The organism is Providencia sp. PROV197, from assembly GCF_028479625.1.
Classification (GTDB): domain Bacteria; phylum Pseudomonadota; class Gammaproteobacteria; order Enterobacterales; family Enterobacteriaceae; genus Providencia; species Providencia vermicola.
The window spans coordinates 1-18,882 of the sequence record NZ_JAMPNZ010000012.1 but is presented as its reverse complement, the minus strand read 5'-3'; the positions used below and the strand labels follow the sequence as shown (position 1 = coordinate 18,882).

At 40.7% G+C, this 18,882-nt stretch carries 17 protein-coding genes; 15 read left to right on the top strand and 2 right to left on the bottom strand.

Annotated features, from left to right (window positions below; all coding sequences use genetic code 11):
- Positions 1–5: 5 nt before the first annotated feature.
- The gene (typA, locus tag PR808_RS05940) at positions 6–1,829 is read right to left on the bottom strand and encodes a ribosome-dependent GTPase TypA (RefSeq protein ID WP_206084923.1); all 1,824 of its coding nucleotides are present in this window, start codon (positions 1,827–1,829) and stop codon (positions 6–8) included.
- Positions 1,830–2,261: 432 nt separating this feature from the next.
- Between typA and PR808_RS05935 the strand changes: the two genes are divergently transcribed.
- The 14 genes from PR808_RS05935 to PR808_RS05870 all read left to right on the top strand — a co-directional run bounded on the left by PR808_RS05935 (position 2,262) and on the right by PR808_RS05870 (position 16,475).
- The gene (locus tag PR808_RS05935; protein ID WP_272538923.1) at positions 2,262–3,038 is read left to right on the top strand and encodes a PadR family transcriptional regulator; all 777 of its coding nucleotides are present in this window, start codon (positions 2,262–2,264) and stop codon (positions 3,036–3,038) included.
- Positions 3,039–3,392: 354 nt separating this feature from the next.
- Complete coding sequence (gene glnA / locus PR808_RS05930) at positions 3,393–4,802, top strand: glutamate--ammonia ligase (RefSeq protein ID WP_206084925.1); 1,410 nt, start codon at positions 3,393–3,395, stop codon at positions 4,800–4,802.
- 159 nt (positions 4,803–4,961) lie between these two features.
- Entirely contained in the window at positions 4,962–6,011 is a 1,050-nt protein-coding gene (gene glnL, locus PR808_RS05925) for a nitrogen regulation protein NR(II) (RefSeq protein ID WP_206084927.1), read from the top strand.
- 9 nt (positions 6,012–6,020) lie between these two features.
- Entirely contained in the window at positions 6,021–7,493 is a 1,473-nt protein-coding gene (gene glnG / locus PR808_RS05920) for a nitrogen regulation protein NR(I) (protein ID WP_206084929.1), read from the top strand.
- A 989-nt stretch (positions 7,494–8,482) separates the two neighbouring features.
- Entirely contained in the window at positions 8,483–9,007 is a 525-nt protein-coding gene (locus PR808_RS05915; protein ID WP_206084931.1) for a fimbrial protein, read from the top strand.
- A gap of 57 nt (positions 9,008–9,064) precedes the next feature.
- On the top strand, positions 9,065–9,733 hold the full coding sequence (locus tag PR808_RS05910; protein ID WP_206084933.1) for a fimbrial biogenesis chaperone: 669 nt from the start codon (positions 9,065–9,067) through the stop codon (positions 9,731–9,733).
- 25 nt (positions 9,734–9,758) lie between these two features.
- Positions 9,759–12,281, top strand: coding sequence for a fimbria/pilus outer membrane usher protein (locus PR808_RS05905; protein ID WP_272538922.1), 2,523 nt, complete (start codon positions 9,759–9,761; stop codon positions 12,279–12,281).
- A gap of 14 nt (positions 12,282–12,295) precedes the next feature.
- A complete protein-coding gene (locus PR808_RS05900) occupies positions 12,296–13,276 on the top strand; it encodes a fimbrial protein (protein ID WP_272538921.1) in 981 nt (326 codons plus the stop codon).
- A 10-nt stretch (positions 13,277–13,286) separates the two neighbouring features.
- Positions 13,287–13,805 (top strand): fimbrial protein, encoded by a 519-nt coding sequence (locus tag PR808_RS05895; protein ID WP_206084943.1) that lies wholly within the window; start codon positions 13,287–13,289, stop codon positions 13,803–13,805.
- Between the two features lie 16 nt (positions 13,806–13,821).
- Complete coding sequence (locus tag PR808_RS05890; protein WP_206084945.1) at positions 13,822–14,319, top strand: fimbrial protein; 498 nt, start codon at positions 13,822–13,824, stop codon at positions 14,317–14,319.
- 40 nt (positions 14,320–14,359) lie between these two features.
- Positions 14,360–14,638 carry a helix-turn-helix domain-containing protein gene (locus PR808_RS05885; RefSeq protein WP_206084947.1) on the top strand — a complete coding sequence of 93 codons (279 nt, stop codon included), beginning with the start codon at positions 14,360–14,362 and terminating at the stop codon, positions 14,636–14,638.
- Entirely contained in the window at positions 14,635–15,594 is a 960-nt protein-coding gene (locus PR808_RS05880; RefSeq protein ID WP_272538920.1) for a fimbrial protein, read from the top strand. Before PR808_RS05885 ends, PR808_RS05880 begins: the two co-directional genes overlap by 4 nt.
- Before the next feature lie 297 nt (positions 15,595–15,891).
- On the top strand, positions 15,892–16,140 hold the full coding sequence (locus tag PR808_RS05875) for a helix-turn-helix domain-containing protein (RefSeq protein ID WP_272538919.1): 249 nt from the start codon (positions 15,892–15,894) through the stop codon (positions 16,138–16,140).
- 47 nt (positions 16,141–16,187) lie between these two features.
- Positions 16,188–16,475 (top strand): helix-turn-helix domain-containing protein, encoded by a 288-nt coding sequence (locus tag PR808_RS05870; RefSeq protein WP_272538918.1) that lies wholly within the window; start codon positions 16,188–16,190, stop codon positions 16,473–16,475.
- Between the two features lie 63 nt (positions 16,476–16,538).
- On the opposite strand, the gene PR808_RS05865 is transcribed toward PR808_RS05870, so the two are convergent.
- Positions 16,539–17,420: a LysR substrate-binding domain-containing protein gene (locus PR808_RS05865; protein WP_206084954.1), complete on the bottom strand. Its 882-nt coding sequence runs from the start codon at positions 17,418–17,420 to the stop codon at positions 16,539–16,541.
- A gap of 183 nt (positions 17,421–17,603) precedes the next feature.
- On the opposite strand from PR808_RS05865, the gene ampC reads away from it, so the two are divergent.
- Entirely contained in the window at positions 17,604–18,746 is a 1,143-nt protein-coding gene (gene ampC / locus PR808_RS05860) for a class C beta-lactamase (protein WP_206084956.1), read from the top strand.
- The last annotated feature ends 136 nt before the right edge of the window (positions 18,747–18,882 follow it).

Sequence of the window (18,882 nt, the reverse complement as noted above, 5' to 3'; positions counted from 1 at the left end):
AAAAATTAGTCTTCTTTAGAACGGTTTGCACGACGGCGATCGTTCTCAGTCAGATGACGTTTACGCAGACGGATAGACTGCGGAGTCACTTCAACTAATTCGTCATCATCAATAAACTCAAGCGCTTGTTCCAAAGTCATTTTAATTGGTGGTGACAGAGTTGTTGCTTCATCGGTACCTGACGCACGCATGTTAGTCAGTTTTTTACCGGTTAAGCAGTTAACTGTTAAGTCATTAGAACGTGAGTGAATACCAATGATTTGGCCTTCATACACTTCAGCACCGTGACCTAAGAATAATTTACCGCGATCTTGCAGGCTGTACAGCGCGTAAGCAACCGCTTTACCTTGACCGTTAGAGATCAGCACGCCGTTTTGACGACCACCGATTTCACCTGGGCGAACATCATCGTAATGGCTGAATGTTGAGTACAGTAAGCCAGTACCTGAAGTCATTGTCATGAACTCGGTACGGAAGCCAATCAGGCCACGGCTTGGGATGATGTAGTCAAGACGCACACGGCCTTTACCATCTGGCATCATGTCACGCAGGTCGCCTTTACGCTCACCTAACGCTTTCATGACATCACCTTGGTTTTGTTCTTCAACGTCTAAAGTGACTTGTTCGAATGGTTCTTGTTTACGACCATCGATTTCGCGAATGATAACTTTTGGACGAGATACCGCTAACTCGAAGCCTTCACGACGCATGTTTTCGATCAGAACAGATAAATGCAGCTCACCACGACCAGATACACGGAATGCATCAGGGTCTTGAGTTTCTTCAACACGCAGTGCAACGTTGTGAACCAGTTCTTTATTCAGGCGGTCAAGGATCTGACGTGAAGTCACGAATTTACCTTCTTTACCGCAGAAAGGTGAGGTGTTAACACAGTAGAACATGCTAACTGTTGGCTCATCAACCGCTAACGCAGGCAGTGCTTCAACGCTACCCACTTGGCAGATAGTGTCAGAGATATTCAGTTCGCCTAAACCTGTCAGCGCAACGATATCGCCCGCTTCAGCTTGTTGTGAATCGATACGCTCTAAACCTAAGTGAGTCAGAACTTTACCTATTTTACCGTTGCGAGTGTTACCTTCGCTGTCGATAACAGTCACTTGTTGGTTAGGTTTAACCACACCACGTTTGATACGACCGATACCGATAACACCTAAGTAGCTGTTGTAATCCAACTGCGAAACTTGCATTTGGAAAGGACCATCGACATCGACTGCAGGTGGCGCAACATGCTCTACGATAGCTTCGTACAGCGGAGTCATGTCTTCAGCCATGTTTTCGTGCTCGAGACCAGCAATACCGTTTAATGCAGATGCGTAAACGATAGGGAAATCGAGTTGCTCATCCGTTGCACCTAAGTTCACGAATAAGTCGAATACTTGGTCAACAACCCAATCAGGACGTGCGCCTGGGCGGTCAACTTTATTGATAACAACAATAGGACGTAAACCGTGGTCGAACGCTTTTTGCGTTACAAAGCGAGTTTGTGGCATTGGGCCATCCATCGCATCAACAACCAGCAGCACACAGTCAACCATAGACATAACGCGCTCAACCTCACCACCGAAATCGGCGTGACCTGGGGTGTCTACGATATTGATATGATAACCATTCCATTGGATAGCGGTATTTTTAGCAAGGATAGTAATACCACGCTCTTTCTCCAAGTCATTGGAGTCCATAACACGCTCATCAACCGTTTCACGTTCACCGAACGTGCCTGATTGTTGCAATAATTTACCCACCAGTGTGGTCTTGCCATGGTCAACGTGAGCGATGATGGCGATGTTTCTTAAGTTTTGAATTGACAAGGATTTTTACCGTTTAATTGACAGGAAAGGAATATGCTTTTTGCGGTATTCTAATTACCCAAACATACTTTCTACGTTAATTTGCTGTTATTTTACACGTTTTTCCGCACAAGTGGAATAAATGTGAAACCCATCACTGTATAAAAAGTTTTTAACGAAAAAACATTCAGTTGCGTAACAGTACCAGATTCCCTCATAAAATAATGAGCATCATCTCTGCGAAACCACGAAGTGACAGAATAATACGCTAAAAACTTAATATTAGCAGCCCAAAAAAAGAACAAAAAATAGACTTTCTTTCTTAATCGCTATTTTTAATGCCTTTTTGTGTTATTTAGATATATCTAAATTGACTAATTAGATATATCTAAATATAGTAAAGCCATAAAATGAATTCGATATATCTAAAGTTACAAACTAAGGAGTAACTATATGCTAATTAAATCTTGTCGTCATGTATATTATGCGCGCCATGACGAAAATCAGCGCGGCCACCACGATGGCTGTTGCCATGGCGAAGGTCGTCACGGGCACGGTGAACGCCGCCATGGGCATGGTGAATGTTGCCACGGTGAAGGCCGTCATGGGCACGGACACGGCGAACGTTGCCACGGTGAAGGCCGTCATGGGCACGGACACGGCGAATGTTGCCACGGTGAAGGCCGTCATGGTCACAGTGATGAGCGCCAAAGAGGCCGCGGAAGAGGCAAAGGCCTGCGCCGTTTATTCGACCACGGTGATCTTCATATCATGGTGCTTTCATTAGTGGCGAAAAAACCGAGCTACGGTTATGAAATTATCAAAGATATTCAAGAAGCTTCGAACGGTCTTTATGTGCCAAGCCCAGGTGTTATTTATCCAACATTAACACTGTTAGAAGAACAAGGCTTTTTAGAGTCTCAAATTGTTGAGCGCAATCGCAAAAGTTTTACTATTACGCCAGAAGGCGCTGCGCACTTAGCACAGAATAAAGAAACAGAAGCGGTTATTGCTCGTAAGCTGGCGAAAGCACGTGATATGCAACAAGGCAGCAATTTAGCAGAAGACATTGAAATGGCAGTCAGCCGCTTTAAAGCCCTACTGCGCCACAAAATGGTTCTGAAACAATTGAATGAAGAACAAACACGTCAAATTGCTTCCATTATCAATGATGCCGTAAAACAGATTGAAGAAGTGAATACCTTATTAACGAACAGTGATGATGAATAACACCTCCTCACTCATTAAATAATGTTTGCCAATTCAGCTTTGGGCTTATTATTAAGCACAAAGCTGGCTTTTTTCTCTATCCTTTTCTTTTTGCACCAAAACAGTGCAGCCCATCATCAAAAATGCACCAACTAAGTGCAAACTGTGACTGTTTTTAACTCAATCGATTGACATTCTCTCGTAACAATCCGTATTTACTCTTCTTTTAAAAGTTGGCACGATTTTCGCTTATAGTATTTATAGTGAGCGAGCAACGTGCATTAATGTGATTAATCACCGCCGCCATGCCAGACAAACCAACAAACGCAAAATATGATGCGGTTTGTTGATTAGACCCGACCAGGAGAGCCGAGAATGTCCGCTGAACATGTTTTATCGTTAATTAAAGAGCACAATGTAAGATTTATTGATCTGCGTTTTACCGACACAAAAGGTAAAGAGCAACATATCACTATCCCTGCTCACCAAGTTGACGAAGACTTCTTTGAAGAAGGCCAGATGTTCGACGGTTCATCAATTGGTGGCTGGAAAGGCATCAACGAATCTGACATGGTACTGATGCCAGATGCATCTACTGCAATGTTAGACCCATTCTTTGCTGATGTGACCTTAATTATCCGTTGCGATATTTTAGAGCCGGGTACCATGCAAGGTTACGACAGAGACCCACGCTCCATTTCTAAACGTGCGGAAGATTTCCTGCGTTCAAGTGGTATCGCTGACATCGTGTTATTTGGTCCAGAACCTGAATTCTTCGTTTTTGACGATATTCGTTTCGGCAACAACATGCACGGCAGCTACTACCATATCGATGATATCGAAGCGGCATGGAACACTGGCACAAAATACGAAGGCGGCAATAAAGGCCACCGTCCAGCCGTTAAAGGTGGTTACTTCCCAGTACCACCTGTAGACTCATCACAAGACCTGCGTTCTGCAATGTGTACCACAATGGAAGAGATGGGCTTAGTTGTTGAAGCTCACCACCATGAAGTGGCAACTGCAGGCCAAAACGAAGTCGCCACCCGCTTTAATACGATGACCAAAAAAGCGGATGAAACCCAGATTTATAAATATGTTGTGCACAATGTTGCCCATGCATACGGCAAAACAGCTACCTTTATGCCTAAGCCATTAGTCGGTGATAACGGTTCAGGTATGCACTGCCACATGTCTTTATCAAAAGACGGCGTGAACCTGTTTGCGGGTGACAAATACGGCGGTTTATCTGAAATGGCGCTGTACTACATCGGCGGTATCATTAAACATGCTCGTGCGCTGAACGCATTTACAAACCCAACAACAAACTCATACAAACGTTTAGTTCCAGGCTTTGAAGCTCCTGTAATGCTAGCTTACTCTGCACGTAACCGTTCTGCATCTATCCGTATTCCTGTGGTTGCAAGTACCAAAGCACGTCGTATTGAAGTGCGTTTCCCAGACCCAGCAGCTAACCCATACTTAGCGTTTGCAGCGCAGTTAATGGCGGGTCTTGATGGCATTATCAATAAGATCCACCCAGGTGATGCAATGGATAAAAATCTGTATGACTTACCACCAGAAGAAGCAAAAGAAATCCCAACTGTTTCAGGTTCTTTAGATGAAGCACTAGCGGAACTGGATAAAGATCGCGAGTTCTTAACTCGTGGTGGTGTATTCACAAATGACGCTATCGATGCGTACATTGAATTAACCCGTGCTGACATTCAACGTGTCCGTATGGCACCACACCCGCTCGAATTTGAAATGTACTACAGTGTGTAACACGCCGTTCCACTGATAGTCTTTGTTGCCGTGAAGCACTTGCCCCATCTTTTGATGGGGCCTTTTCTCTCTAAAACTGCACCAAAGAAACAAAAATCAAATATCGGTTGTTTGGTCTATCAGGTATAATGCACCAAAATAGTGCAGGAGTGACATGACATGAAAACCGAACATTTGCCAGCACCCGAACAAATCCTCGACTCCCTTATTAATAGCGTGCTTATTTTGGATTATGATTTGGTTATCCATTACGCCAATCATGCCGCATTGCAAATCCTAACCCAAAGTCAGCGCAAACTCTATGGGACTCCCCTTCCACTCTTATTTAGCTATTGCTCACTCAATGATGAATTAATGCTCAATAGTTTAAAAGAAGGCCACAGTTTTACTGAAAATGAGGTCACGTTGGTGTTTAATAACCATTCCCACGTAATGTCATTCAGCGCACAACCTTTTTCAGAACAATTTATTTTAGTTGAGCTGTCACAACTCGATAGCCAGCGACGCCTTAGCCAAGAATTGGCGCAAAATGCACAGCAACTTGCCGCGCGTGAACTGATCCGCGGTCTGGCTCACGAAATAAAAAACCCACTGGGTGGGTTGCGGGGGGCTGCGCAGTTGTTATCTAAGGCGCTGCCCTCCCCACAATTAAATGAATATACTCAAGTCATTATCGAACAAGCCGACCGCTTAAGAGCCTTGGTCGATAGATTGCTTGGGCCACAGTATCCAGGACCAAAAACTCAGCAAAGTATTCACCATATTATGGAAAACGTGGTGCGCTTAGTTTCCCTCGAAAAACCTGCTAATGTCACATTAACTCGCGACTATGATCCAAGTTTGCCCGATTTAGACTATTACCCCGATCAAATCGAACAAGTTTTACTGAACGTCACCCGCAACGCTCTACAAGCCGTCGCTGATACGGGCGGTCATATCACACTACGCACGCGCACTGCATTTCAAGTCATGCTACAAGGTGAGCGTTATCGGTTAGCTGCGAGGATTGATATCGAAGACAACGGCCCTGGCATTCCATTGGCCATCCAAGATACGCTTTTCTACCCAATGGTGAGTGGCCGACCTGATGGGACAGGGCTTGGGCTGTCAATTGCGCGAAGTTTAGTGGATCAACATGCAGGGAAAATCGAGTTTACCAGTTGGCCAGGGCACACTGAGTTTTCTATTTATCTACCCATCAAAAAATAGGGGATAACCATGTCGCAGGGAAAAATTTGGGTCGTGGATGACGACAGTTCCATTCGCTGGGTTTTAGAGCGAGCACTCAACAGTGCAGAATTTGTCTGCACCTGCTTTGACAGTGCTGATGCAGTACTTGCTGCATTGGAAAACGCACTCCCTGATGTTTTGTTATCCGATATTCGCATGCCTGGAACCAATGGTATTGAGCTACTCAATACCATTAAACAATCACACCCCCTTTTGCCGATCATCATTATGACAGCTCACTCAGACCTCGATGCTGCCGTTAATGCCTATCAATCTGGTGCCTTTGATTACCTGCCTAAACCGTTTGATATCGATGAAACTGTGGCATTGGTTGAACGTGCGTTAAATCATAGCCGTGAACAGAACCACACGGGGCGTGAAACAAAACAAAAAGCGCCGATTGTTTCATCCACCATGATCGGTGAAGCGCCTGCAATGCAGGAGGTGTACCGCATTATCGGCCGCTTATCGCGCTCATCAATTAGCGTACTGATTAACGGTGAGTCAGGGACAGGGAAAGAGCTTGTTGCCCACGCGTTGCACCAACATAGTCCACGAGTTAGTGAGCCATTTATTGCCCTGAATATGGCCGCTATTCCAAAAGATCTCATCGAGTCGGAGCTTTTTGGTCATGAAAAAGGCGCATTCACAGGAGCAACCCAAGTTCGTCAAGGGCGTTTTGAACAAGCCAACCGCGGTTCATTATTTTTAGATGAAATTGGGGATATGCCCCTTGATGTACAAACACGGTTATTACGTGTTCTTGCTGAAGGGCAATTTTACCGTATTGGTGGCTATACTCCTGTGAAAGTGGATGTGCGAATTATTGCCGCCACCCACCAAGATCTTGAAAAACGGGTTAAAGAAGGTTTATTCCGTGAAGATTTATTTCACCGATTAAATGTGATTCGAGTACAACTTCCTCCTTTGCGAGAACGAACGGAAGATATTCCACGCCTTGCACACTATTTTTTACAAAATACCGCAAAGGAGTTAGGTGTAGAAAGTAAAGTACTGCACCCTAACAGTGAAAAAATTCTGCAGCGCTATTATTGGTCAGGAAATGTTCGCCAATTGGAAAATGTCTGTCGCTGGCTGACCGTTATGGCGGCAAGCCAAGAAATTTTACCGCAAGATTTGCCAGATGATTTACTGGAAGAGCACTCAATACAAAACACTGAAACCAATAAACCAAAGGCCAATGAACCTGCAAAGGCTCCTTTACCTGTGCATCAATTCACCTCAGATGCACAATGGTTTGAATTATTGGAAAAGTGGGCTGACCATGCGTTATCCGCTGGAAAAGATGATTTATTAGCACAAACAGTGCCACTATTAGAACGCACTCTACTTAACTGCGCACTGAAACACACCGATGGACATAAACAGGAAGCTGCTCGCTTATTAGGCTGGGGGCGCAATACCCTAACCCGTAAATTAAAAGAATTAGGCATTGAATAAACCACAATAAAATTAAGTAACTTCATTTAATTTTGGCAATTATTCAAAAAGGAGTAGAGGAGAACTCTACTCCTTTATATTAATTATAAAATAGTTTTATTAACGTTTCATATTAAAACAAATAAGCACTCTCTATTTTAGACAAACTAACCCCTATCCCACTCCTTATAATGACCATTAAAATACGATATTCTATTTAATGCAGTACATTAATGATTCTCTTTAAGAAAATCACATATCTTATTTAGCCCAGTGAAATTATTAAACACCCTATGAACACATTATACGTGAAATATAAAATACAAATATTAATTTAAAGTTAGTTTAAATTAATATTATTTTATTACGACCTAAAAAATCAAAAAAACGACAGGAAACATGCCAATTGTGAAAGGCAGTATTTAAACCCACTCAGTAACACAAAATTTTCACTTTATGATTAAAACCTAAAAAATAACGACTAAAATAAACATCTTCTATATCGTAAATTTTTTATTCTATAACTGTAAGCATTTTTAGCAATAACGAAGATGTTTTTTATAAAAACAATGAAATTCGAGTATACTATTTTGAGCAACCTTTTCAGATATTACGATATCAATCATTGATTTTCGTTATTTCGCTCTCTTTTCAAACAAAAATAAAATTTGACTTAAGATTAAAAACCCAAAAATCACATTATGCGAGAGGAATAAAATTTAAAAATCACGCTAAAATTATTACTGGGTTTTTATTTTTATTTAACTTTAGTTATTCATGAATAAAAAATGAAAATTCTTTTATTTTAAAACATAAGCCCATTCTCTAACACATAATGTGTTTTCTATTTTAAAAAAACCAAAAATAAAATTAAATTATTATTTAATGCTATTTTTTAGTTGACTTGTTTATTTGAAAAAATAACCACAAAATACTCTCCAATTGAGTAAGCGAATATTTATCTCGCTCTCAATACCATCAAATAAAATATCTTCCTTGGAGAGTCATAAATGAAAAAGAATATCATCGCAACGTTAATTGCGACGTCGTCTATTTTTGCTATTAATAATGCATTCGCTGCTGACGGTACTATCGATTTCACGGGTGAAATTACCGACCAAGCCTGTGAATTAGCCGCAGGCTCTGATGCGTTAAAAGTAAATTTAGGGAAAGTTTCTAAAACCGCATTACCTAGCGCTGGAAGCACTGCCGCTGCCACTAAATTCACCATTAAATTAATTAACTGCCCAGCCACCGTCACCACGGCATCCGTAAAATTCGATGCTGACTCGTATTTAGGAGATGACACGGTTATCAAGCTAAAAGAAGAAGCGGGTGTGGCTACAGGTGTAGGGATCCAAATTACTGATGATATAAATACCGTTGTTCCGCTGTTTACGGCATCTAAAAACTACCCATTACAGCAAAATGTGGAAAATAACTTAGATTTTAGAGCGCGTTATATTGCGAAGTCTGACACGGTAACAACGGGTCCAGCTAACGGCACCGCAACGTTCACAATCAATTATAACTAATTGGACTTTAAGGTTTAAACGGACTTAAACCTTATTCCTGTATTACTAGGTGATAATATGAAACGCTTAATTTGTTTTTTTATATCTTTATTCTTATTTATGCAAACCGCTAACGCTGGTGTAATTATTGGCGGCACCCGCGTGATTTATAATGAAGGGAATAAAGATGTCAGTATCAGTGTCGAAAACCCCGATAAAATCCCTTACTTAATTCAATCGTGGATTGATGGCATCGACGAAAAAAAACAATCGGATTTTACTATTACACCACCATTATTCCGATTAAATGCCGATAAAACCAATGCACTGCGTATCTTTTTAACGGCGAACACCTTACCCAAAGATAAAGAATCGTTATTTTGGCTCAATATTAAAACCATTCCTGCCACCGAGCGCACGGAAAATTCGTTGCAAATTGCCTTTAAAACACAAATGAAATTGATTTACCGCCCTTCAGCGATTAAAGACGTGAACTTTGAAGAACAACAAAAAAAACTGACATGGTCGAAATCGGGTAATCAATTAACCGTAAAAAACCCGACACCCTATTTTATGAATTTCCAAAGCATTACCTTTAATGGCAAAAAAGTGAGTGATGTCTCCTATGCAGCACCCTTTTCTAGCGCCACCTTTGACGTCAATGACAACGCAGCCCACGGCACCGTGAAATGGGAAGTGATTAATGATTATGGCTCTGCCGCTGAGGCGTCTGAAGCAAAAATATAGCCCAATATCTTTGTAGGTTGTGAACATGAAAATAAATAAAATATGCCTTAGCCTATTCATTTATTTAGGCTATACGGCACCTTTATACGCCGAAAACCCGACCAACAATAATACGGCTGAGGGAAAAACGTATTTTGACCCTGACTTTTTAGAATTGCCAAATAAAGAAGCGGTGGACTTAAGCCAATTTGAAAATAACCAACAATTAGCTGGCAGCTATTATGTCGATATTTATGTGAATACCAATTTAATTGGCGCGAAAAGTTTAAAGTTTGATAAAAATAGTGATAATAAATTAGCACCATGTTTAACACTCGATGATTTAAAAAGTTTTGATATTAAAATTGCGGATTACCCTGAATTAAATAATAGCCAAAATAACTGTGTCAATTTGTCCGCTATTCCTGATGCCAAAAGTGACTTTGATTTTGATTCTCAACGTTTATATTTGAGCATTCCACAAATCGCACTGGCGAAAAACCCGCGGGGTTACGTGGACTTAGCGGATATCGATAATGGCATCACCGCCCTGTTGCTCAATTACAGCTACAGTGGGTCGAAAAATACTGACCGTAAAGGCGGCGAAGATACCACGTCAAACTACGTGAACCTGCGCCCAGGGATTAATATCGGGGCATGGCGCCTGCGTAACTACACCACATGGTCAAATAACAGCGGGCAATCCAATAAATGGGATACCATTTACACCTATGCATCCCGTGGTATCAACAGCCTAAAAAGCCAGTTAATACTGGGAGATAGCACATCGCCATCTCAAGTGTTTGATAGCGTGCCGTTTCGTGGGGCGCAACTCGCTACCGATGACGATATGTACCCCGAAAGCTTACGCGGTTATGCCCCTGTGGTACGTGGAATAGCACGCAGCAATGCACAAATCACCATTCGCCAAAATGGCTATACCATTTACCAAACGGACGTGGCCGCAGGCCCGTTTGAGATCAGCGATCTTTACCCGACAGGGAGCAGCGGTGACTTACATGTGACGATAAAAGAGTCGAATGGCAGCGAACAAGTACAAATTGTGCCGTTTGCGTCACTCCCTGTATTACAACGCGAAGGGTATTTAGCCTATAGCGCCACTGCGGGTGAATATCGCTCTTACGATAGCAACGTAGATAAAACCAAATTTGGCCAGTTTACCTTGATTTATGGCTTACCCCATGGCGTGACCGCCTACGGTGGTAGCCAGTTAAGTGAAGATTATCAATCTTATTCAGTGGGTGCGGGGCAAAACTTAGGTCGATTTGGGGCGGTATCTATTGACGTCACCCAGTCCTACGCTAAGCTGCGTAGCGACATCAAAGAGCGCGGGCAATCCTACCGTTTTCGCTATAACAAAAACCTGAATGATATCGGCACCAATATCGCCTTAGCGGGTTATCGTTATTCCACAGAAGGATTTTACAGCTTATCGGAAGTGTTCGATACCTTCCGTGATACCAACTATGTGCCTGAAATTGAACGCCGCCGTAATCGCGGGGAAATTACCTTGAGTCAAAATCTTGGGGACACTTACGGTTCGATTTCAGCGGGTTACGTCAACGAAGATTATTGGAACAGCGACCGCAAAACACAGTCTGCTACGCTGGGTTATAACAATAGCTGGCAAGGGATCAGCTATGGGCTGAATTATACCTATAACAAGAACACCAGCAGCTATTCATACACTACGGGAACGAAAAACCAGAGTGATGAAGACCACTTATTCACGTTCTCGGTCAATATTCCGTTTAGCTTGTTTGATGACACGGCGTACATCAACTTTGTTAGCAACCATAGCAGCCGTGACTCCAGCACAGGTAGCATGGGGGTGTCTGCATCCCAGCTTAATAACCGTTTAAATTGGAGCATGCAACAAGGCTTTACCAATCAAGAAACGGGAACAACAGGTAACTTAAATGCCTCCTATAAAGGGCAATATGGTGAAGTGTCTGGTGGTTCGGGTTACAGCAAAGACAACTATAACCTCTATTACGGGGTGAACGGCAGCTTAGTCGCACACTCAAACGGGCTAGTGTTAGGGCAACAGTTGGGTGAGACCGCCGCCCTTGTGGAAATCCCGAATGCAGGGGATGTACCGATTATGAATCAAGCTGGCGTGGTAACCAATAACCAAGGTTATGCGTTAGTGCCGTACATGACGGCTTACCGTAAAAATACCGTGGATATCGATACTTCCGCGTTACCCGACAATACCGAAATGGAGTTAACCAGCCAAACCGTCGCACCAAGCCGTGGCGCCTTAGTGAAAGCCAGCTTTGCGGCAAACGTTGGTTACCGTGCGATTATGGCGCTGACCTTTGTTGACGGTAAACCAGTACCATTTGGGGCACAGGCCATCTTTAACGATAACAACCAATTAAATAGCCTTGTCGGTAATGACGGTGAAGTGTATTTATCCGGCTTAGCAGAAAGTGGGCAGTTTATTATTCAATATAATGAGAAACAACAATGCCAAGTAAATTATAACTTAGCAGGTATTTCGGATTATATGGGCTTATATAAAACCACTGCGGTTTGCCAATAATAAGGAAATAGAAAATGAGAAAATTAATTTTTCAATCAATATTAGCGGCTAGTTGTGTATATTTATATTCAGGATATGCGACTGCGGCTTGTACGCAAAATCCTAATTTCAGAAATATACAGGCTAATATTCCATCTGCTACCTATAACCTTCAATATGATGATACCGCAGCGAGAGATCTTGGTTCGTTTAATGTACGTTACTTATCCGCTTCATCAACAAATACTTATGGTGAAAATACCAGTTGTGGTAATTCCTATTTACAAGGAAATTTTATCAATAGTTGGACGCCTAATAATTATATCGCACCTTCAAATATACCTGGAATTGGCATTACAGTTGCAACAGGGGGTATTGGTGGAAATTTTAATCGCCAGTTTGGGCCCCAAGGCTCAGGGCAGTTAGGTTGGATTGTCTATGATACTGTTTGGCATATTACAATCAAAAAAACTGGGCAAGTGACTAGCTCGGGTGTGATTCGCTCAGGAAGCGTTGCACAGCTAACCCAAACTAATAGTGGAGTATCAGGTACATGGTATTTAACAACTCTAAACATGCCTGCTAATGCCATTCGTATAAACGTATTAAGCTGCTCATTAAAAAGCCCCGTACCAACGATTAATTTAGGTGATTGGTATGATACTCAATTCCCTTCAGTTGGTAGTACCAGTACAGAAGTCGATATCCCCATTACATTAACCTGTATGGCTGGCACCAATATTAAAGCAACCGTCACAGCAACCAGTGGCACTGTTAATGCAGCACAAGGCCAATTAGCCTTGTCAGGGGGAGCCGATAAAGCTACTGGGGTTGCGATACAAATTATTGATGCTAATAAAAACCATATCCCTTTAAACAGTAAACGAACCATAAAAGATAATGTCGCCGCAGGCGATTATATTTTCGGTTGGAAAGCGCGCTATATTAAAACTGCCGATAAAATTACCCCAGGCCCTGCAAATGGCACTGCCACTATTAATATTCGCTATGAGTAGGAATAATTGTATGAAAAAAATATTACTCGCTATTTTGTCGATAAATTTATTCGCTGTGCATTTATCCTCTTTTGCAGGTACAAATATTACTGTTAATTTCACCGGTAATATTAAAGCCGCCACCTGTAATATTTCTGGCGGTAATAATATCGATATTGATTTGAAACGTTTGCCAATTGATATTTTTAATGGCGCACAAACAGGTTCTACTTGGAATACGTTTAATATTAACTTAAATAACTGCTCGTCATTTGTGAACCAAATCAAATTGACCTTTACAGGTACCGCTGAAACAGGGGATACCACCAATAGCTTATATAAAAACTTAGGCACCGCAAAAAATGTCGCCGTGCAATTACAAAGTGATGACGGAGCTACTCCCCTAGGTAATTTAAAAGTCTTACAGGTGCCATTGAATGGACAGTCAGATATTGCCATTCCATTACGTACCCGTGCTTACAGTGCCGTGGGTAATGTGGTACCAGGATCTATTTCTGCCAATATTACCGCCACCATTACCTATTTATAAGAAAAGGAATGAAATAATGAAAAAATTTGCACTTTCATTATTGCTGGTATCTGGCTCACTGTTTGCCGCCGACCAGCAAATTAATATCAATGTTCATGGCTATGTTACGGCTATGCCGTGTGAATTAGATACCACAAACTATGTGATTGACCTGAAAAAAATCAATATTTGGAATATTAAAGATACTCAAAAATCCCCTTGGGTGGATTTTTCAGTAAAATTGAAAAATTGCCCAGTGGCGACTCAAGAAGCTATTATGACCTTATCTGGTACACCTGATACCATCACTCCCGACTATTTTATTAATAATGGCACAGCAAAAAATGTCGCCTTAAATTTAGCGGATGGCACCAGCAAAACCACCCTTAAAAATGGTGCAAAAATCACTATTCCCGTGAACAGCCAAACACGCAGTGTGGAGTTTCCATTTTCTGCTCGCGTAGCCGGTTATGGCAGTGGTATGGAGCCAGGTTCATTTCGTAGCCATCTAGAATTCAATTTTGTTTATCATTAATAAATAGTGTCTTGTTCTATTTCTAATTAGAGGTGGTTAAATGCCTGAGTATTATCCAGTATCTAGAATTATTGGAAATAAAATAACTTATTATCGAAAAATGAAGGGCATGTCCCTTCATGAACTTGCAATTATCGTTGGTGTTAGCGAACAACAACAATCTCGATATGAGCGGGGGATCAATAGAATTAATTTAGACAGGTTAAATGAGTATGCTAATATATTTGGCGTTGAGCTAGCACATTTTTTTATTTTAAATGAAAAAGAGAATCAAGAAATTTTAAATAAGTTAAAATTAATCATAAAGGAAAATGAGTGAAGATTTATCATTTATTTATTATTGGATTTTTATCATCCATTTCTGCTTATACAAATGCAGCTTGCTATCAAAACCCAAATTTTAATAATTTACAACGTACATTACAAAATCAAACTATCACACTACAATATGATGATATGCGAACCAATGTTGTGCTTGCAACAATCAATACCTCAATGTTTAGTGGGTGGCGTAGTTCGCACTCGGGGACAAATAGTGATTGTGGTGCATGGCAAGTTGGGCGTTTTTTAAACGGCTGGAGTTCAACCAATAATATTGCCCCAACTAATATCCCTGGGATTGGTGTTCGCGTGGGAATTAACAGCAGCAATATCTGGTTTCCCTTCCGAATTGCCTATACGGATCAGTCATGGGGATTTGAAAACCTAGGATGGAAAACTGAAATCGTGAAAACAGGTCGAGTTACTACAAGTAATTATATCCGAGGGGGTCAGCTCGCCCAATTTTCACAAGAAAATACCAAGACAAATTCAACGTTTATTTTATCCACGCTCTATATGCCCACAAATGGTATCAGAATAAATGTTGTAAAGTGTACAGCAACTTCAGCTAACTATTCCGTACAGCTTGGAGATTGGTTTGATACTCAGTTTAAGAATATCGGTGATACCAGTGAGATGGTTAATATCCCCGTGATATTAACCTGTGATAAGGGCACCAATATTAAAGCTACTGTCACCAGCAGTGCTGGGTATGTTGATGAGACAACAGGAAAAATAAAACTAACGGGGGCAAATTCTGCGACAGGTATCGCAATCCAGTTACTGGACAAAAACAATATCCCCATTAAGCTAAAGGTCAAAACCAGCCTACAAAATAATATCCAAACCAATGAATACCTGTTTAATTGGAAAGCTCGTTACGTTAAAACAGCCAATAACATCACAGCTGGCGCAGCAAATAGCACTGTCATAATAAATATTTCATATGAATAACAACAAATAATATTAACAATTTATATATTGTACATCAGTTTAGATATAATAGATTAGAAACAGTTCATTTAAATATCTTCATAATAAGAAGCTCATGTTTCAATATGAAATAAATTCAGTATTTATAATTTAACTTTCTTTAAAATTTTTTATTTTAATGATCAATATCTATTTTTATATTAATTACACTCTGCTAGAGTAGTCATTCAATATAAAAAACTAATTTTAATTTAAAATTCTTTTTTATGTCAAAGTAGTCATTTTTAAATAGTTGTTCCGATATAAAAGGAGTTTACTATGCAGAAAAATTATCCTGCATCAAAATTAGTCGGTCGTAAAATAACTTATTATCGAAAAATGAAAGGTATTCCATTATCTAAAATGGCTAATGATTTTGGAATTAGTGAGCAACAGCAATCAAGGTACGAACGAGGGATAAACCGTATTAATTTAGACCGTTTAGCCCAATATGTTAATTACTTTGAAGTTAACTTTTATGATTTATTATCGGATAAAGATATAAAAGAGTTAGCTAAATTAAAATAAATAACAACATTCGAAGTAATATTAATAAACATTCATTAAGGAATATTATGAACAAAAAAGTATCCATATCTGTTGGTGTGAAAATTAGGTCATTAAGAGAAAGCTACGGAATGAGTGGCAAGGAACTCAGTGCCTTGTTAGGAATTAGCCAACAACATCAATCTCGCTATGAAAATGGAGAGGTAAATATCCATGTTGATACGTTATTCCAACTTTGCCAAATATTCGATATCGACCCCGCCTATTTTTTCACCGACTATAATCCATTAAATCATGCAAATAACTTTATTCATGACAAAAAAAGTTTATATGAGGCCGAAACGCTTGTGTTTTAAAGCATGGCCCTCAGATAAACTGCAAATTAACGTTACCTAAGCCAGTCACATTGTTGTGCTGGCTTAACTTAATTGTGCCTCTTCTAATATCCACTGCTGAAAAATCATCATTGCCGATGTCATCGGCTTCGACTTTAAACGACTTAGCCAGTATCCCCCTAATGTCACACCAATATCGAAAGGCTGAACGAGTGCTCCAGCGCTAATTTCGTGCTCAAACATACAGCTTGGCACTAATGCAACACTATCCGTTAATATTGCGGCCTCAACCATTAAGCGAGAGGAGTCAAACACAGGCCCTTTCACTCGCCATGGCTCGACTTGTGCAGCAAGAAACCACTTTTCCCACTCATCTTTACGATAAGAGCGCAGTAAATTGTGATCTTTTAAATCCAGTGGTGATATTAAATTAGCAGCGACTTTTTCTGTGCATAGCACTGTATGGGAAGTCGAAAATAAAGGTGTATTTTCCACTAATGGCCATAAGCCCTCCCCAAAGCGGATGGCGAAATCAACCCCTTCCGCCGCTAAATTGACCACGTTATTGTGGGTCATAATACGTAAATCAATATAGGGGTATAAATCAGAAAATTTGCTTAAACGCGGTAATAGCCAACCTACTGCAAAGGTTCCCACGACTGAGATACTTAACACTTCATGATAATGACCATCTTCAAATTGCAACAATAACGATTCGATTTGATCAAAAGAACGACTCAACACAGGTAACAGAGCCAAGCCTTCATCTGTTAATGCTAACCCTCTTGATAACCGAATGAATAATTCCAAACCTAGCTGTTCTTCCAGCAACCGAACTTGCTGGCTTACTGCAGCCTGAGTGACATTCAATTCAAGCCCCGCTCGCGTAAAACTTAAATGCCGGGCAGATGCCTCAAATGCACGAAGTGCATTAAGTGGGAGGCGATGACGGTAATTTCCTGACATAAGATTTTCTTTTGGCTCATCGAATTTTATATCGTTTTAAAAAATAGCTTAAAACACGCATACTCTTGCTCAACGGCTACTTTAACCGAATAAATGCTATATTACGGCACTTATTTGTCGTACTGAAGTACTTTTCAAAATCAGCTATCAATAACTTAAACTTTTATTTAATTGGACAACTCTATGAGAAATCTTTTTCGTCAGGGGCGGATTTTTGTCGCTCTTAGTTTGGCTTTTACGACCCTTTCAGCCAACGCGTTAAGCCAACAGGATGTTGATAACATCATTAAACCGTTGATGAAAAAGCAAGGTATTCCAGGGATGTCTGTCGCCATTTCCATGGAAGGCAAACGCTATATTTACCACTATGGCGTGCAATCCAAACAAACCCAAGAGCCTGTCAATAACAATACGCTGTTTGAAATTGGATCGCTGTCTAAAACTTTCACAGCAACTTTGGCTGCCTATGCACAAGTGCAGGGAAAATTAGATTTTTCACAAACAGTGAGTCATTATCTGCCTGAATTAAAAGGTTCTGCCTTTGACCACATTAGCGTTATGAATCTTGCAACCCATACATCGGGCTTACCTTTGTTTGTACCTGAAACAATAACAAATTCAATGGAATTAACGCGTTATTACCAAAACTGGATCCCTGAAAAAGCGATTGGTCAGTTTCGTTCATACTCTAATTTAGGGGTGGGATTATTAGGTATTGTGGCAGCAAAACAGTTAAAAATGCCTTTTGAACAAGCCATGGAAAAATTGATGCTGCCTTCTCTTGGCCTCAAGCATACTTATATTCATGTGCCTAAGAATCAACAAAAAAATTATGCACAGGGCTACAATAAAAAAGACCAACCTGTACGAGTCACTCCGCAAATTCTAGATGCTGAGGCTTATGGTTTAAAATCGAACGCGAAAGATTTAATTCGTTTTCTTGAAATTAATATGCAAACGGTAAAAGTCGCAAAATCGTGGCAAGAAGCCGTTGAAGATACCCACACGGGGTTATATCTAACCGATTCATTTGTGCAAGATATGATGTGGGAAAGTTACCCGTGGCCAGTCTCTTTATCACAATTACAACAAGGTAACCGTGATGAAATGGCATTACAGCCACAAAAAGTCGAAGCAATTAAACCCGCAATGCCACCAGAAACCCGTGCATTTTATAATAAAACAGGGTCAACCAATGGCTTTGCCACTTATGCCGTGTTTCTTCCAGAAGAACAAGTCGCCGTGGTGATCCTTGCCAATAAATGGTATCCGATCCCCGACCGCATTAATGCCGCTTATCAGCTAATTGAAAAAATTGATAACTAGAATTGATATCACAATATAATACTCAAAATAGTTCGTGCTAGAGCAAGGCGGCAAAATTCGGATATCTCGGGGAGCATACAAAAGTATGTGACCCGAGTAGCCGAATAAAGCCAACGCCGCTATTGCGCGAAATATG

Excerpts from the sequence above, each read along its gene's own strand:
- glnG (WP_206084929.1), top strand. The coding sequence starts at position 6,021 with ATGTCGCAGGGAAAAATTTGGGTCGTGGATGACGACAGTTCCATTCGC.
- PR808_RS05900 (WP_272538921.1), top strand. The coding sequence starts at position 12,296 with ATGAGAAAATTAATTTTTCAATCAATATTAGCGGCTAGTTGTGTATAT.
- PR808_RS05865 (WP_206084954.1), bottom strand. The coding sequence starts at position 17,420 with ATGTCAGGAAATTACCGTCATCGCCTCCCACTTAATGCACTTCGTGCA.
- PR808_RS05875 (WP_272538919.1), top strand. The coding sequence starts at position 15,892 with ATGCAGAAAAATTATCCTGCATCAAAATTAGTCGGTCGTAAAATAACT.
- PR808_RS05870 (WP_272538918.1), top strand. The coding sequence starts at position 16,188 with ATGAACAAAAAAGTATCCATATCTGTTGGTGTGAAAATTAGGTCATTA.
- PR808_RS05890 (WP_206084945.1), top strand. The coding sequence starts at position 13,822 with ATGAAAAAATTTGCACTTTCATTATTGCTGGTATCTGGCTCACTGTTT.
- PR808_RS05885 (WP_206084947.1), top strand. The coding sequence starts at position 14,360 with ATGCCTGAGTATTATCCAGTATCTAGAATTATTGGAAATAAAATAACT.
- PR808_RS05910 (WP_206084933.1), top strand. The coding sequence starts at position 9,065 with ATGAAACGCTTAATTTGTTTTTTTATATCTTTATTCTTATTTATGCAA.
- glnA (WP_206084925.1), top strand. The coding sequence starts at position 3,393 with ATGTCCGCTGAACATGTTTTATCGTTAATTAAAGAGCACAATGTAAGA.
- PR808_RS05935 (WP_272538923.1), top strand. The coding sequence starts at position 2,262 with ATGCTAATTAAATCTTGTCGTCATGTATATTATGCGCGCCATGACGAA.
- PR808_RS05915 (WP_206084931.1), top strand. The coding sequence starts at position 8,483 with ATGAAAAAGAATATCATCGCAACGTTAATTGCGACGTCGTCTATTTTT.
- PR808_RS05905 (WP_272538922.1), top strand. The coding sequence starts at position 9,759 with ATGAAAATAAATAAAATATGCCTTAGCCTATTCATTTATTTAGGCTAT.
- glnL (WP_206084927.1), top strand. The coding sequence starts at position 4,962 with ATGAAAACCGAACATTTGCCAGCACCCGAACAAATCCTCGACTCCCTT.
- ampC (WP_206084956.1), top strand. The coding sequence starts at position 17,604 with ATGAGAAATCTTTTTCGTCAGGGGCGGATTTTTGTCGCTCTTAGTTTG.
- PR808_RS05895 (WP_206084943.1), top strand. The coding sequence starts at position 13,287 with ATGAAAAAAATATTACTCGCTATTTTGTCGATAAATTTATTCGCTGTG.